Genomic DNA, 17,335 nt, shown 5'->3' on the forward strand with positions numbered 1-17,335 from the left:
CACGACGCAGGTCTGCGCTCAGGCTGCGCTTAGTTGATTTTCAAACGCTTGCGCAACCCACGTAACCCATAACTCACCCATGGCCACAACAAGGCGCTGACCAATGCGGGCAGGACAAGAGCCAGCGTTGGCTGGCGATTGCCGTTCAAGGCGCTGATCCACAACTGGGCAAGCTGTGCCAGACCAAAGACCACCAGCAGCACAAGGCATTGCTGCCACATGGGGAACATGCGCAGACGTTGCTGCAAAGACATGACCAGAAACGCGATCAGCGTCAGGATCAAGGCGTTCTGCCCCAGATAATTGCCGTATAGCACATCTTCCATCAGGCCCAGCAGCCAGGCAGTGGTCATGCCGACCTTTTGCGGCAGAGCCAGGACCCAGAAGCTCAGGAGCAACGCCAGCCACAGCGGGCGAAAGATTTCCATGAACTGCGGCAGAGGCGAAATGCTCAGCAGCAGACCAATGGCGAACGTGAGCCAGACAACCCAGCCATTGCGCCCGGAGACATGACTAACCATCGATTCGCTCCCGAGTGTTGGAAGGTGTAGACGCCGGGGGCTGAGACGTAGCGGGTCTTGCGGCAGGTCGTGCCGGTGCCTGCTGAGTCGCCGGGGCTGCGGCCGGAGCCGAAGTACCGTGGGCGGCAGGCCTGGCGTGGGTGGTGCTGGTCGGGAACGACGGAATCGCTGGTACCGGCACCATCGGGAAAGCAGGTGACAGCGGCGGAATCGTTGGCGCCACTGTCGGCTCGATGCCTTTCTCAAGAGATTCCTGCGCCTGAGCCGCATCGGCGGCACGCTCTTCCGGCGAACGGCCATCGGAGAACACCAGCAGCAGGTAACGGCTGCGATTCAAGGCCGCAGTGGGAACGGCGCGAACAATGGCAAATGGCTGCCCGGAGTCATGAATGACCTCCTTGACCGTCGCCACCGGATAGCCCGCCGGGAAACGCTGCCCCAGGCCGGAACTGACCAACAGATCACCTTCCTTGATGTCTGCGGTATCCGCCACATGCCGCAGTTCCAGACGCTCCGGGTTGCCGGTGCCGCTGGCGATGGCTCGCAGGCCGTTGCGGTTGACCTGCACGGGAATGCTGTGGGTGGTGTCCGTCAGCAGCAGGACACGCGAGGTGTAAGGCATCAATTCGACCACCTGCCCCATCAGACCACGGGCATCGAGCACCGGCTGGCCAAGGACAACGCCATCGCGCTCGCCCTTGTTGATGATGATGCGGTGAGTGAAGGGGTTGGGGTCCATGCCGATCAGTTCGGCGACCTCGACCTTCTCGTTGACCAGTGCCGAGGAGTTGAGCAACTCACGCAGGCGAACGTTCTGCTCGGTCAGTGCCGCCAGCTTTTGCAGGCGACCTTGCAGGAGCAGGGTTTCGGTCTTGAGTTTTTCATTTTCGGCGATCAGCTCGGTACGGCTGCCGAACTGGCTGGCAACCCCCTGAAACATGCGTTGCGGCAGATCGACGATCCAGTAGGCCTGCATCAAGACCAGCGACATCTGACTGCGCACGGGCTTGAGCAGCGAGAAGCGTGCGTCCACCACCATCAGCGCGACCGACAGCACGACCAGCACCAGCAGACGTACGCCCAGCGATGGGCCTTTTGCGAAAAGCGGTTTAATAGGCCGCTCCTCCCGGGCATGCGATCAAAGGATCGAGCTTCAATTGGCTGTTATTCATGCGGTATGGAACCGGCCTGGACAGATGAAAGAAATAGGCACCTTGTTTCGGCGTCAGCCTAACGCATACAGGTAGCACAAGCGCTACCTGCATACAAAAGACCCCTATGAACAGCGCCCCGGCGAATTACTCGCTGGAGAGCAGGTCCATGGTGTGCTTATCCATCATTTCCAGCGCACGACCACCACCACGCGCCACACAGGTCAGCGGGTCTTCGGCAACGATGACCGGCAAACCGGTTTCCTGAGCCAGCAGTTTGTCCAGGTCACGCAACAGCGCGCCGCCACCGGTCAGCACCAGACCACGTTCGGCGATATCGGAAGCCAGCTCCGGCGGAGATTGCTCCAGAGCACTTTTGACAGCCTGAACGATAGTTGCCAGAGACTCCTGAAGGGCTTCGAGCACTTCGTTGGAGTTCAGGGTGAAGGCACGTGGAACGCCTTCGGCCAGATTACGGCCGCGCACGTCGACTTCACGGACTTCGCCGCCTGGATAGGCTGTACCGATTTCCTGCTTGATGCGCTCTGCGGTGGATTCACCGATCAGGCTGCCGTAGTTGCGACGCACGTAAGTGATGATCGCTTCGTCGAAACGGTCGCCGCCGACACGAACGGATTCGGCATAGACAACACCGTTGAGCGAGATCAGGGCGATTTCAGTGGTACCACCACCGATATCGACGACCATCGAGCCACGGGCTTCTTCGACCGGCAGACCGGCACCGATGGCAGCGGCCATTGGCTCTTCGATCAGGAATACTTCACGGGCACCAGCGCCCAGAGCCGATTCGCGGATTGCGCGACGCTCGACCTGAGTGGACTTGCACGGCACGCAGATCAGCACACGAGGGCTGGGCTGCAGAAAGCTGTTTTCATGAACCTTGTTGATGAAATACTGAAGCATCTTCTCGCAGACGCTGAAGTCGGCAATAACGCCGTCTTTCATCGGACGAATGGCTGCGATGTTGCCTGGAGTACGGCCCAGCATACGTTTGGCTTCGGTACCGACAGCCACGACACTTTTCTGGTTGCCGTGGGTACGAATGGCAACAACAGAGGGTTCATTCAGAACGATACCGCGCTCACGCACGTAAATAAGGGTGTTGGCAGTGCCCAGGTCGATGGAAAGATCACTGGAAAACATGCCACGCAGTTTCTTGAACATGGGATATGGGACCCTAGGGAACGCGTGGGTAAAAAAGTGCGGCAAACTCTAACAACGACAGGGATTTTGGGCAAGGAGCCAATATGTTAAATTGGCGGTTTTCTGAACACGCCCCCCGACGTTTGCGGCTTTAAGACCGCACAAACGCGGTGGTGTTCCGCAATTTGCTGACAGACCCGATTCGTCAGCATTCCACTGGAGATACCCCATGGCGCTTGAACGCTCCGACGTGGAAAAGATCGCCCATCTGGCCCGACTGGGCCTGGATGACGCCGATATCCCGCGTACTACCGAAGCACTTAACAGCATTCTTGGGCTGGTCGATCAGATGCAAGCGGTCGATACCACAGGCATCGAGCCGCTGGCTCACCCGCTGGAAGCCTCCCAGCGCCTGCGCGAAGACGCCGTTACAGAGCACAATCGTCGCGATACTTACCAAGTCATCGCACCAGCGGTCCAGGACGGGCTTTATCTGGTTCCGAAAGTCATCGAGTAAGGGAAAGAGCCTGCATGCATCAAATGACTCTGGCCGAGATCGCCCGCGGACTCGCCGATAAAAAGTTTTCTTCCGAAGAACTGACCCGTGTCCTGCTGGCGCGCATCGCGCAGCTCGACCCTCAGCTCAACAGCTTCATCACCCTGACCGAAGACCTGGCCATCACTCAGGCCCAGGCCGCAGACGCACGCCGCGCTGCCGGTGAGAATGGCGCCTTGCTGGGCGCGCCTCTGGCACACAAAGACCTGTTCTGCACCCAGGGTATCCGCACCAGTTGCGCCTCGCGCATGCTCGACAACTTCAAGGCACCGTATGACGCAACCGTGGTTGCCCGACTGGCGGCCGCGGGCACCGTGACACTTGGCAAGACCAACATGGACGAATTCGCCATGGGTTCGGCCAACGAGTCCAGCTACTACGGCGCGGTGAAAAACCCCTGGGCCCTGGAACACGTACCAGGCGGTTCGTCCGGCGGCTCGGCTGCGGCAGTTGCTGCACGCCTGCTGCCTGCTGCCACCGGCACCGACACCGGCGGTTCGATTCGCCAGCCCGCTGCACTGACCAACCTCACCGGCCTGAAACCGACCTATGGCCGTGTTTCCCGCTGGGGCATGATCGCCTACGCTTCCAGCCTCGATCAGGCAGGCCCAATGGCGCGCACCGCCGAAGACTGCGCCCTGCTGCTGCAAGGCATGGCCGGCTTCGATCCGCAGGATTCCACCAGTATCGATGAGCCTGTGCCGGATTACTCCGCCAGCCTCAACACCTCGCTCAAGGGCCTGCGTGTCGGTTTGCCGAAGGAATACTTCAGCGCCGGCCTCGACCCACGCATCGCGCAACTGGTACACGAAAGCGTCAAGGAGCTGGAAAAGCTCGGCGCGATCGTCAAGGAAATCAGCCTGCCGAACAACCAGCATGCGATTCCAGCCTATTACGTCATCGCTCCGGCAGAAGCTTCATCCAACCTGTCGCGCTTCGACGGCGTACGTTTCGGCTATCGCTGCGAAGAGCCCAAGGACCTGACCGATCTGTACAAGCGCTCCCGCGCCGAAGGCTTCGGCCCTGAAGTACAGCGTCGCATCATGGTCGGTGCCTATGCGCTCTCGGCTGGCTACTACGACGCCTACTACCTGCAAGCGCAGAAGATCCGTCGCCTGATCAAGAACGACTTCATGAACGCCTTCGCCGAAGTCGACGTGATTCTCGGCCCTACCACGCCAAACCCGGCCTGGAAGATCGGTGCCAAGAACAACGACCCGGTCTCTGCATATCTGGAAGACTTCTACACCATCACCGCCAACCTTGCGGGTCTGCCGGGCTTGTCCATGCCAGCAGGTTTCGTCGACGGCCTGCCGGTCGGTGTGCAATTGCTTGCGCCGTATTTCCAGGAAGGCCGTCTGCTGAACGTGGCCCATCAGTATCAGCAAGTCACTGACTGGCACACACGCACACCTGAAGGCTTCTGAGGAGCAATTAATATGCAATGGGAAGTCGTCATCGGGCTGGAGATTCACACCCAGCTTTCGACCCAATCGAAGATTTTCTCCGGTAGCGCCACCACGTTCGGCTCCGAGCCCAACACCCAGGCCAGCCTTGTGGATCTGGGCATGCCGGGCGTGTTGCCGGTGCTCAACAAGGAAGCCGTGCGCATGGCCGTCAAGTTCGGCCTGGCGGTCAATGCCGAAATCGGTCAGCACAACGTGTTCGCCCGCAAGAACTACTTCTACCCGGACCTGCCCAAGGGTTACCAGATCAGCCAGATGGAATTGCCGATCGTCGGCAAGGGCCATATGGACATCACCCTTGAAGACGGCACGGTCAAGCGCATCGGCATTACCCGCGCTCACCTGGAAGAAGATGCGGGCAAGAGCCTGCACGAAGACTACAGCGGCATGACCGGCATCGACCTGAACCGCGCCGGCACTCCGCTGCTGGAAATCGTGTCCGAACCGGACATGCGCAGCGCCAAGGAAGCCGTGGCTTACGTCAAGGCAATCCATGCGCTGGTTCGCTACCTGGGCATCTGCGACGGCAACATGGCCGAAGGCTCGCTGCGTTGCGACTGCAACGTGTCGGTTCGCCCCAAGGGCCAGGCCGAATTCGGTACTCGCTGCGAGATCAAGAACGTCAACTCGTTCCGCTTCATCGAGAAGGCGATCAACAGCGAGATCCAGCGCCAGATCGACCTGATCGAAGACGGTGGCAAGGTCATCCAGCAGACTCGCCTGTACGACCCGAACACCAACGAAACCCGTGCCATGCGCAGCAAGGAGGAAGCCAACGACTACCGTTACTTCCCCGATCCGGACCTGTTGCCGGTCATCATCGAAGACTCGTTCCTCGACGAAACCCGCGCCACCCTGCCGGAGCTGCCGCCGCAGAAACGCGAGCGCTTCCAGAGCCAGTTCGGTCTGTCGGCCTACGACGCCAGCGTGCTGGCTTCCAGCCGCGAGCAAGCCGACTACTTCGAGCAAGTGGTCAGCATCGGCGGCGACGCCAAGCTGGCGGCCAACTGGGTCATGGTCGAACTGGGCAGCCTGCTGAACAAGCAAGGCCTGGAAATCGAAGAGTCGCCGGTCAGCGCCGAGCAACTGGGTGGCATGCTCAAGCGCATCCTGGACAACACAATCTCCGGCAAGATCGCCAAGATGGTGTTCGAGGCCATGGCCAATGGTGAAGGCAGCGCCGACGAAGTCATCGAGAAGCGTGGCCTGAAGCAGGTTACCGACAGCGGTGCCATCGAATCGATGCTCGACGAAATGCTCGCCGCCAATGCCGAGCAGGTCGAGCAGTACCGCGCCGCAGACGAAGCCAAGCGCGGCAAGATGTTCGGTTTCTTCGTTGGTCAGGCGATGAAAGCCTCCAAAGGCAAGGCCAACCCGCAGCAAGTGAACGAACTGCTGAAGGCCAAGCTCGAAGGCTAACTCAAGCCGTAGGAGCGAATTTATTCGCGAAAGTCTTATTCCGGGCTTTTCGCGGATGAATCCGCTCCTACATGGTTAAACAGGCATCACAGGATCTGACCGATGCGCCGACTTCTCACTGCCTGCTCCCTGCTCACACTGCTGGCCGGTTGCGCCAGTCATGACATCGATCCTCACGGCTACGACGAAACCGGCAGGGCCTCGTATTACGGCGCCAGACATCACGGCAAACGTACCGCCAGTGGCGAACCTTTCAATCAGAATGCCTTGACCGCAGCCCATCGCGAGCTGCCTTTCGGCACGCGCGTCAAAGTCACCAACCTGGACAACGACAAGAGCGTTGTCTTGCGTATCAACGATCGTGGCCCTCACATTCGAGGGAGGCTGATCGATGTATCCCGCGAAGCGGCCGAGCAACTGGGCATGCTGCGCAGCGGAACCGCGCCAGTGCGCGTCCAGAGCCTCGACTGAGGACACCCGGAATTATCCAGCTATCGAACCTTCCCGCCCCCGCACTCATCCAGCTGGTGAGTGGTCTTCTACTTTTACTGATCGGCGCCGAGCTGTCAGTACGCGCCGCCGTACGCATGGCCTCCATCCTCAATATTCGTCCGCTGATCATCGGCCTGACCGTTGTCGCCCTGGGCAGTAGCGCGCCGCAGATGGCAGTCAGCCTGCAAGCCGCGTTTTCCGACAGTACCGACATTGGCGTAGGCAGTGTCATAGGCAGCAATATCTTCAATGTGCTGGTGACGCTGGGGCTGTGCGCCCTGATCATTCCGCTGCGGGTCGCCCGCCAGGTCTTGCGCATCGATATCCCGCTGATGATCGGGGCCAGCCTGCTGGTCATCGGTCTGTCCTGGAATGGCGAGTTCAGCAAGTTCGATGGCGTGTTGCTGTTGGGTGCCCTGCTGGCCTGTCTTGTTATCGTCCTGCGCCAGGCCAGTCATGGCGCACGTCATGGCCACACGCACAGCACCGAAAAACCCCGTTCACTGACTTGCATTGCCCTGCTGGTCTGCGGCCTGCTGTTGCTGGCGTCTGGCGGCCATCTGCTGGTGGATGCGGCGGTGGTGGTCGCGATCAATCTGGGGCTGTCCGAGCGCATCATCGGCCTGACACTGATCGCCATCGTTACCTCGCTGCCAGCCCTGATGACTTCCCTGATCGCCGCACTGCGCGGCGAGCGGGATATCGCAGTGGGCAATGTGATCGGCAGCAACCTGTTCAACCTGCTGGGCGTACTGGGCCTGACTGCCCTGATCTCGCCTGTGCCATTGACGATATCTCCCAACGCGCTGGTTTTCGACCTGCCGATCATGCTCGGCGTCGCCGTGCTCTGCCTGCCGCTGTTTTACGCCGGTTATCGCATCACCCGCCTTGAGGGGCTGCTGCTGTTGGCGTTGTATCTGACCTACGGGCTGCATATCGTGTCGTTCAGTACCGGCATGCTGCTGGCTGAAAGGCTTGAACACCTGATGATCCAGTTCATCCTGCCGCTGCTCGGCACCGCGGTTGCCTTCGGCATCGTGAAGGCCTGGCGGCGCCAACATTGACCCAGGGGGAAACGCCATGACAGACAAGACAATCGGCAAGGGCGAACAGATGCGGCGTCAGGTCATGGGCGATGTATTCGTCGACCGTGCGCTGGGCAACGCCACCGAGTTCAGTCAGCCACTGCAGGATTTCGTCAACGAACACGCCTGGGGTAGCGTCTGGCAACGCGAAGGTCTGGACCTGAAAACCCGCAGCCTGATTACCTTGGCGACGCTGACTGCGCTCAAGTGCTCACAGGAACTCAAAGGTCATGTGCGTGGTGCCCTGAACAACGGCTGCACCGTGGAAGAAATTCGCGAAGCCCTGCTGCATTGCGCTGTGTATGCCGGGGTGCCCGCCGCTATCGAAGCGTTCCGCTCGGCACAGGAAGTGATAGACGCCTATCAGAAAGCCGACTAGATCCAGCCGCCCCACTGCAACAGGAAAATCCCGATATTGGTCGTCACCGCCGCCGCCAGGGTGGTGATGACGATAATCGCGGCGGCCAGCTCGTAATTGCCATTGGCGGTGCGAGCCATGATGTAGCTGGCTGCCGCCGTCGGGCTGCCGAAGTACAGGAACAGAATCCCCAGCTCAGCACCGCGAAAGCCCACCAGCCACGCTGCAAAAGTGCAGATCAATGGCAGCCAGACCATTTTCACCATGCTTGCACTGATCGCCAGCGCGCCGCTTTTGCGCAAGGACGCCAGCGACAGCGTGCCACCGATACAGATCAGCGCCAGCGGCAGAGTCATCTGCGCCAGATAGCTGCCGGAGGTTTCCAGCCACTTGGGCAGGCCGATGCTGAAATAGGCGAAAGGCGAAGCGACGATGACACTGATGATCAGTGGATTGGCCAGAACACTCTTGAACACACTCCACGGATCGGACTTGATGACCGGGCTGTAGACCGCCAGCACGATGGTCGAGAGTGCGTTGTAGAACACAATGACCAAGGCCGCGAGAATCGCACCCAGCGAAATACCGTATGCGCCATACATACTGGCGGCCAGCGCCAGCCCCACCACACCATTGTTACCGCGAAACGCACCTTGAACGTAAACGCCCCGATCCTCCCGAGGGCAACGCCAGATCGCCCAGCCCCACGTAGCTGCGAAGCTCAACAGAGTCGCGAGGCTGAAGAAAACCAGCAGCTTGGGTTGCAGTGCCTCGTTCAGATTGGCGTGAATGATCCCCAGAAACAGCAGAGCCGGCATGGTGACGTTAAACACCAGGCTCGACGCCACAACGATGAAACCATCATTGATCGCATGGATACGCTTGAGGACCACACCCAGGAACAACATGGCAAACACAGGCGCGGTAATGTTCAGGGTTTCAAGAAAAATAGCCAGCATGCCGCAGACCCGGTCCTGTCGTAAGGTGACCTCATCATAAGCCAGCAGGGGGAAAGGTGTTGCAAGGAATTTCAGTTCGTCACACCGCTGTCGCCAGCAAGCTGCCTCCCACAGGGGTATGAAGTGCACACTGAAGCAGGGTATGAATCCAAACCTGTGGGAGGCAGCTTGCTGGCGACGACTGAGGCTCAGGCAGCACTAAATCCATGCAGCATCCCAGAGCGAATATTCCCGGATGTTGTTGACCAAGCCTGCGCGTTCAGGATTTGCAACGATGTAGCGCGCAACGGCAAGGATATCTTGCTCCCGTCGTATGGCCCTATCGTGATATCCATCTTGCCAAAGCCGACCTGTGCGCTTGCTGGCTTTGTTCAACGTTATTGTGCTTCTGGATTTGACCCTCTGCATGACTCGCGGCAGTGAGTCTGTGCGCAACTCAAATAGCCAATGCAAGTGATCAGGCATCACAACCCAGGCCAGTGAGTGAACAAGCTCCATTTCATGAACATGTCTCAACTCATTCACGAGCAGGCGACCGAGAAGCCAATCCGTAAATACCGGCTCCCGACCGAGCGTGGTTGCAGTCACCAGATAGAGTTGCCCTCTTCCGGAGAAGCGGCCTTTACGCAAATTTCGTGAGTGTGATTTTTCAGGCATTCCTTTGCCCTTTTCTTAACGAGTAGATTCCGAATCTACTATCCAGAGATCTTTTTCAGGGGACTTATGGTTTTACTGTGTGTGTCGAAGTGCTGTCGCCAGCAAGCTGCCTCCCACAGAGGTATGAAGTGCACACTGAAGCTGGGGATGAATCCAATCCTGTGGGAGGCAGCTTGCTGGCGACAGGGACTTTAAGTAACAGGCTGCAACTTGCGCTCAAACACCGACACACCATCCAGATCTCTCAGGGTTACGGTCATCTCTGCGGTTTGCCCATCGATGTTCACTTCCCCGAAAAACTGGAACCCGGCAAAGGGTGAGGTGTTCTGTGCGGGCGGGGCTTTCTGGAAGACCAGTTCCGGGCCGAAGGTCTTGTCCAGCGGGTTGGGGCCGAAGCTGCCGGCGTTGAGCGGGCCAGCCACGAACTCCCAGAACGGGTCGAAATCCTGGAACACGGCGCGGTCAGGTTGATAGTGGTGTGCCGCGCAGTAGTGGACATCGGCGGTCAGCCAGACGCAATCACGGATCTTTTGCGCACGAAGAAAGGCAAGCAGTTCGGCGACTTCCAGCTCACGCCCCGAGGCCGGGCCATCGTTGCCGTTGGCGATGGCTTCCCAACGTGCCACACCGGGGCTGACTTCCCCATCCGGGACACCAAGGCCGATAGGCATGTCTGCCGCGATGACTTTCCATTGAGCACTGGAAGCCTTGAGTTCGCGCTTGAGCCAGTCCAGTTGCTCACGCCCCAGAAAAGCAGTGGTTGGCCCCGGCTTGTCTGCCAGGTTCGCATCGTTGCCATCGCGATAACTGCGCATGTCCAGCACGAACACATCGAGCATCGGGCCGTAAGGAATCTTCCGGTAGATGCGACCACCGTTATCGGCCTGTTGCAAACGCATGGGCGCGTATTCCAGAAAGGCCTGCCGCCCGCGAGCTGACAGCAACTGGATGTCCTTGACCTTGTAACGATCATCCAGCTGTTTGCTGGGCGACCAGTTGTTGGTGACCTCATGGTCATCCCATTGCCAGATCTGCGGCACCTCGGCATTGAAGCGGCGCAGGTTTTCGTCCATCAGGTTGTAGCGGTAATTGCCGCGATACTCGTCCAGCGTCTCTGCGACCTTGCTTTTCGCTTCGCTGGTGATGTTGCGCCAGATACGCCCGCCTTCAGTCGTGATCTGCTCCGGGATCGGGCCGTCGGCGTAAATGGTGTCGCCGCTGTGGATAAAGAAGTCAGGCAAGCGCAGGCGCATGGCTTCATAGATACGCATGCCACCAATGTCCGGGTTGATGCCGAAGCCTTGGCCGACGGTGTCGCCACTCCACACAAAACGGATGTCACGGCGCTGTTGCGGCATGCTGCGCAAATGGCCGAACCAGGGTTCGCTGGCGACACCCGACTGGGCATCCTCGAAATGAACGCGGTAGAAAATCGCCTGATCGACAGGCAGGCCGCTCAGCTCGACCCGAGCCGTGAAGTCGGTACGCTGATCGGCCAGCGCCGACACCAGCCGACGCGGGTTGGTGAACATGCTGCGGGTGTCCCACTCCACCACCATGCGCGATGGCCGGTCGCTGCGGCTCCAGACCATCGCCCGATCCCCCAGCAGATCCCCGGACTGCACGCCGTCGGTCACCTTCGGGCGATCCTGCACCGAGGCAATGACTGCGGGGGCCAGACCTGGCAACAGGAAACCTGCGCCAACAGCCTGAATGACACGACGACGCTTGAGATCGAACTGGCTCATGGTTAACCCCTTTCAAGATGGGAAAGGGGAAACCTAGCAGGGGAATGTTGGAGAGAGATGACAACCCGCTCCAACAGCTATCAGGCGGTGGCTTTGGTCAGTTCCATCTCCACCACTTCAGGCCGCTTGAGCAGCGCATAGATCACACCGGTCGCCACGCTGCCGACGACAATCGCCAGCAGGTAAAGCAACGCATGGTTGATGGCGTTGGGGATCAGCATCACGAACAGGCCGCCATGCGGAGCCATCAGCTTGCAACCGAAGTACATCGACAAGGCACCGGTCAACGCACCGCCGATAACACTGGCAGGAATCACGCGCAGTGGGTCCTTGGCAGCAAAGGGGATCGCGCCTTCGGAAATGAAACACAGCCCCAGCACGAACGCGGCCTTGCCTGCCTCGCGCTCGCTTTGTGCGAACTTGCGGCGCGCCAGGATCGTGGCGATGCCCATGCCGATCGGCGGCACCATACCGGCGGCCATGGCAGCCGCCATGGGGGCGTAACTCTGGGACGCCAGCAAACCTACGGAAAACGCATAGGAAGCCTTGTTGATCGGCCCACCCAAATCCACGCACATCATCGCACCGAGCAGCACGCCCAGCAGAATCGCGTTGGTGGTGCCCATGCTGTCCAGGAAAGTGGTCAGGCTGGCGAGCATGCCCGCAACCGGCTTGCCCACCACATAGATCATCACTAATCCGGTGAACAGGCTCGCCAGCAGCGGAATGATCAGGATCGGCTTGAGCGCTTCGACACTCGCGGGCAAGCGCGCATAGCGGTTGATCAACTGTGCGCTGTAACCGGCCAGGAAACCGGCCACGATACCGCCAATGAAACCGGCACCCAGCGTACTGGCCAGCAAACCACCGATCATGCCTGGTGCCAACCCCGGACGGTCTGCAATGGAGTAGGCGATGTAGCCGGCCAGCAACGGCACCATCAGTTTGAATGCAGCCTCGCCGCCGATCTGCATCAAGGCCGCCGCCAACGTGCCCTCTTCCTTGAACGCGGTGATGCCGAACACGAACGACAACGCAATCAACAAACCACCGGCCACCACCATCGGCAGCATGAACGACACACCGGTCAGCAAGTGCTTGTAGACGCCAGTCCCTTCTTTTTTGGACGGCGACCTGGTCGCCTCGCCCGCAGATTCGATCTGCCCCTCGGCCAGGGCCTTTTTCAGGGTCGCCTCGGACTGTTTGAGAGCGATGCCGGTACCGCAGCGGTAAATCTTCTTGCCTGCGAACCGGTCGGTGTTGACCTCGATATCCGTCGCCAGCAGCACCACGTCCGCATCGGCAATGGCTTGCGGGCTAAGCGGGTTGCGAGCGCCGACCGACCCCTGGGTTTCCACTTGCAGCTCGTAGTTCAGGCGTTTGGCAGCCTGCTGAATCGCCTCGGCCGCCATGAAGGTGTGAGCAACGCCGGTCGGGCAAGCGGTAATGGCGACGATGCGCGGCTGACTGCCCGAAGTGACTGCAACACCCTCACCGGCCGCAGGCGCAGCATAGACTTGGGCCTCATCGACGGCACGCTTCAGGAAAGCATCCACATCCTGCAAGGCATGGGCGGGCGTGTCCTGAAACAGGCGCTTGCCGACAAAACGGCTCAGGTCCAGCGGACCGGTGTTGACCACCAGCACCAGATCGGCGGCTTCGATATCCAGCACCGAAAGGTGCTGTTCGGACTTGTTCGGATCCACGATTTCAACGCTGGTTTCCCAGCCCTGACGCTGAGCTGCCGCTTCAAGCAATCGTGCGCTGAGGACGCTGCTGACCTTGCCGTTCGGGCAGGCCGTTACAATGGCTAACTTCATCACGAGCCTCTCTTATTGTTCTGTCAGGCTGCGCACAGTAACGCCGCCTTCAAGCCGTTTGAGTTGGGCGGCATCGGTAATGCCGAAACCGATCTGGGTCACTGCCATGGCGGCAATCGCCGTCGCCGTGCGCAAGGTTTTCTGAGGTTCATGACCGCTGAGCAAACCGTGAACCATGCCCGCCAGCAAAGAATCCCCGGCACCCACGGTGCTGGCGACGGTGACTTTCGGCGGCAGGGAATGTAACGCGGTGCCGGTGCTGAACCAGTGAACGCCCTCGGAGCCCTGGGAAATCACCACATGCTCGATGCCTTTCGCACGCAGGCGCGTTGCCGCTTCGGCCTGAGCGGCGATGGAGATGATCGGAGCATCGAGCGCATCGGCCAGCTCTTCGGTATTGGGTTTGATCAGCCAAGGGCCTGCGGCAAGACCGGCACGCAGAGCCAGACCGCTGCTGTCCAGCGCCACTTTGAGGCCAAGACTCTTGAGCATGAGCAAGAGCTTTTGCAGCCACTCGGGCGTAACGCCACGAGGCAGGCTGCCTGCGACTACCACGGCATCAAAACCGGAAGCGATCTGCTCGACTCTGGCGAACAGGGCTTGTTGAGCCTCGTCGCTGACCTGCGGGCCGGGACCGTTCAGGTCAGTGATACGGCCACTGCCTTCGGCCAGTTTGATATTGCTGCGGGTTTCTCCCGGCACACGAACGAACTCGTCGACAAAACCTCGCCGGGTAAACAGAGCCTCGAACGGCTGCTGATTGTCGATGCCGAGAAATCCGGCCACGGTCAGCTCATGCCCCAGATCGGCCAGCACTTGAGCCACGTTCAGGCCCTTGCCTGCCGCATGGCTGAGCATGGCATCGCTGCGATTGACCTGCCCGAGTTCCAGCTTGCCCAACTGCACAGTCAGGTCCAGCGCCGGGTTCATGGTCAGGGTTAGAATCTTCGCCATTACAAAGCCTCCACAAGCGCACGCACTTCGGCGGCGCTAGCTGCCGTCAGCGCCTGTTGCGCCAGTTTTTGAGCAGTACTCAGTTCCAGCTCCCGCACGCACGCCTTGACCTCGCCAATGCTGCGCGCCGAAACACTCAACTCATCCACACCCAGCCCGACCAGTACCGGGACAGCCAGCGGGTCCGCCGCCAGTTCGCCGCAAACGCCCACCCACTTGCCATTGGCATGGGCGGCGCGCACGGTCATGTCGATCAGTTGCAGCACGCTTGGATGCAAACCGTCAGCCTGAGCGGAAAGGGTCGGATGGCCACGGTCGATGGCCATGGTGTATTGCGTCAGGTCGTTGGTGCCGACGCTGAAGAAGTCCACTTCCCTGGCCAGTACCGGTGCCAGCAAGGCGGCCGAAGGCACTTCGATCATGATCCCCAGTTGCAGGTCGCTGACCGGGATCTCCTCTCGCAGACGCTGAGTCATGTCACGCGCCTGACGCCACTCCTCAACAGTGCCGATCATGGGAAACATGATCCGCAGCGGGCCGCTGTCGGCTGAGCGCAACAAGGCACGCAACTGGCTTTCCATCACGTCGGGACGTTGCAGGGTCAGGCGAATGCCACGCACACCGAGGAACGGGTTTTCTTCCTTGTCGATAGGCCAGTACGGCAGCGGCTTGTCACCGCCGACGTCCAGAGTACGGACCACCAAAGGCCGGCCACCCAAGTCGGTGAGCACGCGGCGGTATTCAGCTTCCTGGGTAGCCTCGTCAGGCGCCTGTGAATGGGCCATGAACAGCAATTCGGTGCGCAGCAGGCCAATGCCTTCGGCGCCCTGCTCTACCGCCGCTGGCGTGCCGGTGCTGTCGCCGATGTTGGCGAAGACTTCGACGGCATGGCCATCGCGGGTCACGGCAGGTTCCATGCGCAAGGCCGCAGCGGCCTTGAGGCGCTGCTCGCGGGCATCGCGATCCTGAACCGCACGCTGCAAGGTCGACTCGTCCGGTGCGACAGTCAAACGACCGCGCTGGCAGTCGAGCAGCAGAACAGTGCCTGGCTTGAGCTGCAATACTTCGTCACCTGCCCCCACCAGCGCCGGAATACCAAGGGCGCGAGCCACGATAGCGCTGTGCGCCGTTGCGCCGCCACGCGCAGTGAGAATACCCGCGACATGCGCCGGGTCCAGTCGTGCCACGTCGGACGGGCCGACTTCGTCCATCACCAGGATGTAAGGCTCGTCCGGAGCCGCCACGGTTTCGACACCGCAGATTTGCGCCAGCACACGACGCCCCACATCCCGCAGGTCCGCTGCACGCTCGGCCAGCAGCACATCATTCAATTGCTCCTGCCGGGATGCAGCAGCATCGATCACTCCAGCCCAGGCAGCGGCAGCACTTTCGCCCTTGTTCAGACGCAGTTCGGCTTCGTTGCCCAGCTCCGGGTCATCGAGCATTTCCTGGTGGGTAATGAAGATTTCGCGGATGGCCTTGGCCTTGCTCCGCTGGATCAGGCTTTCGATATCCTCGCGTACTTCGACCAGAGCCTGTTGCAGACGCTCACGCTCGGCGGCAACCGATTCGCCTTGCTGCGGATAATCGAATGCTTGCAGCACTTGAACATGCGCAGGCCCCATGACAATGCCCGGCGAAGCCGAGACAGCCTGCAACACGGCGCCATCGAGGGGCGCAACCACGGCCTTGGCCACAGCGGATTTCTGGGGAGCCGGTTGCGGCTCGGTCGCGACCGGCAATGGCTCGACCTCTTCGCCCAGACCTTGCTCCACCGCCGCCAACAAGGCAGGCAAAGCGTCTTGCGCGATGCTCGGTTCAGCGATGAATTCCAGCGTCTGCCCGCGACGTGCGCCGAGGCTGAGCAGCTTGCTCAAGCTCTTGGCCGACACTGCGGTTTCGCCGGTTTCCAGCACACGCACGCGAATCTCGCCTTCAAACTCCTTGGCCAGTTGCGCCAGCACCTTGGCCGGGCGGGCATGCAGGCCATGGGCGTTAGCCAGAGCGATCTGCCGGGTCGGCCACTCGGCAGGCAATTCACCGCCCAGGGCCTGGAGGATGACGCGGCTGTTGGTGGCATGGCCCAATTCGTGGCCACGGCCTTCGATCAACAGCGAGCACAGGCGCTCAAGCAATGCCTGGTGCCCTTCTCCCAGACTGGCCAGGCAGAACAGCCCGGTCAGCGGCTGCCCCAGATAGCGCAAGGGTTTGTCCGGTGTCACAAAGGCCAGGCCGGGACGCTTGACCGTCTGCTCGCTGTGCAGCCACCACAGGCCGTCACCCAGCGACAAGGCCTCGACCTGCTGGAGAATCGCGGCAAAACCGTTGTTGACGCAATCAGCCCGACGCAACAGGCGAGCACCACGCCAGACCAGTTCTTCAAAATCATCGGCCGATACGCCGAGGCTGATCATCTGGGCATCGAGGGCCAGCTCCTGAGGCGCGCCCTGCAACAGCCGGAGCAGATCTTCCGGCGTTTTCGCCTCGCGCAGAGCCTGACCAAGGTCCGCTTCGCCCAATGCACGGGTCAGCAGTTGCAGAAGTCGCAGATGTTCGTCCGACTTGGCTGCGATACCGATGGCCAGATAGACGATTTGCCCGTCGCCCCAGTCCACGCCTTCGGGAAATTGCATCAGGCGCACGCCGGTAGTGAATACCAGATCGCGGGTTTCAGGCGTGCCATGGGGGATCGCGATACCCTGGCCGAGGAAGGTCGAACCTTGCTGCTCGCGGTTCATCAGTCCGTTGAGATAACCCTCTGCAACCAGACCGTCAGCGACCAGATGGTCTGCGATCAGTTGCAATGCGCCAGACTTATCCACCGCCGAGCGGCCCATGGATATTTGCTCCAGAGAGAGTTCGAGCATGCCTTGACTCCTGTGCAGCGCCAGAGCGCTACCTGATTCTTGTTTTAATGACGACCATGAGTGATCGACAGCTTAGGTGATGAAAGTGCTGCCTGTCGGATATCACTTTCATCTTGAT

The 17,335-nt window shown here is 60.3% G+C and carries 15 protein-coding genes; 6 read left to right on the plus strand and 9 right to left on the minus strand.

The annotated features are described in order from the left end of the window. Positions 1-29: 29 nt before the first annotated feature. The 3 genes from mreD to mreB all read right to left on the minus strand — a co-directional run bounded on the left by mreD (position 30) and on the right by mreB (position 2,857). Complete coding sequence (gene mreD / locus ACODS3_RS00980; RefSeq protein ID WP_201005807.1) at positions 30-521, minus strand: rod shape-determining protein MreD; 492 nt, start codon at positions 519-521, stop codon at positions 30-32. Next, the gene (gene mreC / locus ACODS3_RS00985; protein WP_201005883.1) at positions 514-1,635 is read right to left on the minus strand and encodes a rod shape-determining protein MreC; all 1,122 of its coding nucleotides are present in this window, start codon (positions 1,633-1,635) and stop codon (positions 514-516) included. Before mreC ends, mreD begins: the two co-directional genes overlap by 8 nt. A 184-nt stretch (positions 1,636-1,819) precedes the next feature. Next, positions 1,820-2,857: a rod shape-determining protein MreB gene (gene mreB, locus ACODS3_RS00990; protein WP_002555108.1), complete on the minus strand. Its 1,038-nt coding sequence runs from the start codon at positions 2,855-2,857 to the stop codon at positions 1,820-1,822. A gap of 208 nt (positions 2,858-3,065) precedes the next feature. Here mreB and gatC point away from each other — a divergent pair, with 208 nt between their 5' ends. The 6 genes from gatC (at position 3,066) to ACODS3_RS01020 (ending at position 8,233) form a co-directional block, all read left to right on the plus strand. Beyond that, complete coding sequence (gene gatC, locus ACODS3_RS00995; protein WP_201005809.1) at positions 3,066-3,353, plus strand: Asp-tRNA(Asn)/Glu-tRNA(Gln) amidotransferase subunit GatC; 288 nt, start codon at positions 3,066-3,068, stop codon at positions 3,351-3,353. A 14-nt stretch (positions 3,354-3,367) separates the two neighbouring features. Further along, a complete protein-coding gene (gatA, locus tag ACODS3_RS01000) occupies positions 3,368-4,819 on the plus strand; it encodes an Asp-tRNA(Asn)/Glu-tRNA(Gln) amidotransferase subunit GatA (protein WP_201005810.1) in 1,452 nt (483 codons plus the stop codon). 12 nt (positions 4,820-4,831) lie between these two features. Further along, positions 4,832-6,277: an Asp-tRNA(Asn)/Glu-tRNA(Gln) amidotransferase subunit GatB gene (gene gatB / locus ACODS3_RS01005; RefSeq protein ID WP_201005811.1), complete on the plus strand. Its 1,446-nt coding sequence runs from the start codon at positions 4,832-4,834 to the stop codon at positions 6,275-6,277. Positions 6,278-6,379: 102 nt separating this feature from the next. After that, positions 6,380-6,748, plus strand: a complete 369-nt coding sequence (locus ACODS3_RS01010) for a septal ring lytic transglycosylase RlpA family protein (RefSeq protein WP_201005812.1) — start codon at positions 6,380-6,382, stop codon at positions 6,746-6,748. 53 nt (positions 6,749-6,801) lie between these two features. Further along, complete coding sequence (locus tag ACODS3_RS01015) at positions 6,802-7,833, plus strand: calcium/sodium antiporter (protein ID WP_201018812.1); 1,032 nt, start codon at positions 6,802-6,804, stop codon at positions 7,831-7,833. A gap of 16 nt (positions 7,834-7,849) precedes the next feature. After that, positions 7,850-8,233: a carboxymuconolactone decarboxylase family protein gene (locus ACODS3_RS01020; protein ID WP_201005813.1), complete on the plus strand. Its 384-nt coding sequence runs from the start codon at positions 7,850-7,852 to the stop codon at positions 8,231-8,233. On the opposite strand, the gene ACODS3_RS01025 is transcribed toward ACODS3_RS01020, so the two are convergent. The 6 genes from ACODS3_RS01025 to ptsP all read right to left on the minus strand — a co-directional run bounded on the left by ACODS3_RS01025 (position 8,230) and on the right by ptsP (position 17,217). Next, positions 8,230-9,171: an AEC family transporter gene (locus ACODS3_RS01025; RefSeq protein ID WP_201018781.1), complete on the minus strand. Its 942-nt coding sequence runs from the start codon at positions 9,169-9,171 to the stop codon at positions 8,230-8,232. The genes ACODS3_RS01020 and ACODS3_RS01025 overlap by 4 nt on opposite strands. Before the next feature lie 198 nt (positions 9,172-9,369). Beyond that, positions 9,370-9,828, minus strand: a complete 459-nt coding sequence (locus tag ACODS3_RS01030; protein WP_304575545.1) for an REP-associated tyrosine transposase — start codon at positions 9,826-9,828, stop codon at positions 9,370-9,372. Between the two features lie 191 nt (positions 9,829-10,019). Then, a complete protein-coding gene (locus ACODS3_RS01035; RefSeq protein WP_489032878.1) occupies positions 10,020-11,576 on the minus strand; it encodes an alkaline phosphatase D family protein in 1,557 nt (518 codons plus the stop codon). A gap of 80 nt (positions 11,577-11,656) precedes the next feature. After that, on the minus strand, positions 11,657-13,396 hold the full coding sequence (locus tag ACODS3_RS01040; RefSeq protein WP_489032880.1) for a PTS fructose-like transporter subunit IIB: 1,740 nt from the start codon (positions 13,394-13,396) through the stop codon (positions 11,657-11,659). Positions 13,397-13,408: 12 nt separating this feature from the next. Continuing rightward, positions 13,409-14,350, minus strand: coding sequence for a 1-phosphofructokinase (gene pfkB, locus ACODS3_RS01045; RefSeq protein WP_489032882.1), 942 nt, complete (start codon positions 14,348-14,350; stop codon positions 13,409-13,411). Further along, entirely contained in the window at positions 14,350-17,217 is a 2,868-nt protein-coding gene (ptsP, locus tag ACODS3_RS01050; RefSeq protein WP_489032884.1) for a phosphoenolpyruvate--protein phosphotransferase, read from the minus strand. The genes pfkB and ptsP overlap by 1 nt, the downstream gene beginning before the upstream one ends. Positions 17,218-17,335 lie beyond the last annotated feature (118 nt).

This window comes from Pseudomonas sp. FG43 (genome assembly GCF_057809175.1).

Excerpts from the sequence above, each read along its gene's own strand:
- pfkB (WP_489032882.1), bottom strand. The coding sequence starts at position 14,350 with ATGGCGAAGATTCTAACCCTGACCATGAACCCGGCGCTGGACCTGACT.
- gatB (WP_201005811.1), top strand. The coding sequence starts at position 4,832 with ATGCAATGGGAAGTCGTCATCGGGCTGGAGATTCACACCCAGCTTTCG.
- ACODS3_RS01025 (WP_201018781.1), bottom strand. The coding sequence starts at position 9,171 with ATGCTGGCTATTTTTCTTGAAACCCTGAACATTACCGCGCCTGTGTTT.
- gatA (WP_201005810.1), top strand. The coding sequence starts at position 3,368 with ATGCATCAAATGACTCTGGCCGAGATCGCCCGCGGACTCGCCGATAAA.
- ptsP (WP_489032884.1), bottom strand. The coding sequence starts at position 17,217 with ATGCTCGAACTCTCTCTGGAGCAAATATCCATGGGCCGCTCGGCGGTG.
- gatC (WP_201005809.1), top strand. The coding sequence starts at position 3,066 with ATGGCGCTTGAACGCTCCGACGTGGAAAAGATCGCCCATCTGGCCCGA.
- ACODS3_RS01020 (WP_201005813.1), top strand. The coding sequence starts at position 7,850 with ATGACAGACAAGACAATCGGCAAGGGCGAACAGATGCGGCGTCAGGTC.
- mreB (WP_002555108.1), bottom strand. The coding sequence starts at position 2,857 with ATGTTCAAGAAACTGCGTGGCATGTTTTCCAGTGATCTTTCCATCGAC.
- mreD (WP_201005807.1), bottom strand. The coding sequence starts at position 521 with ATGGTTAGTCATGTCTCCGGGCGCAATGGCTGGGTTGTCTGGCTCACG.
- ACODS3_RS01040 (WP_489032880.1), bottom strand. The coding sequence starts at position 13,396 with ATGAAGTTAGCCATTGTAACGGCCTGCCCGAACGGCAAGGTCAGCAGC.
- ACODS3_RS01035 (WP_489032878.1), bottom strand. The coding sequence starts at position 11,576 with ATGAGCCAGTTCGATCTCAAGCGTCGTCGTGTCATTCAGGCTGTTGGC.
- ACODS3_RS01030 (WP_304575545.1), bottom strand. The coding sequence starts at position 9,828 with ATGCCTGAAAAATCACACTCACGAAATTTGCGTAAAGGCCGCTTCTCC.
- ACODS3_RS01010 (WP_201005812.1), top strand. The coding sequence starts at position 6,380 with ATGCGCCGACTTCTCACTGCCTGCTCCCTGCTCACACTGCTGGCCGGT.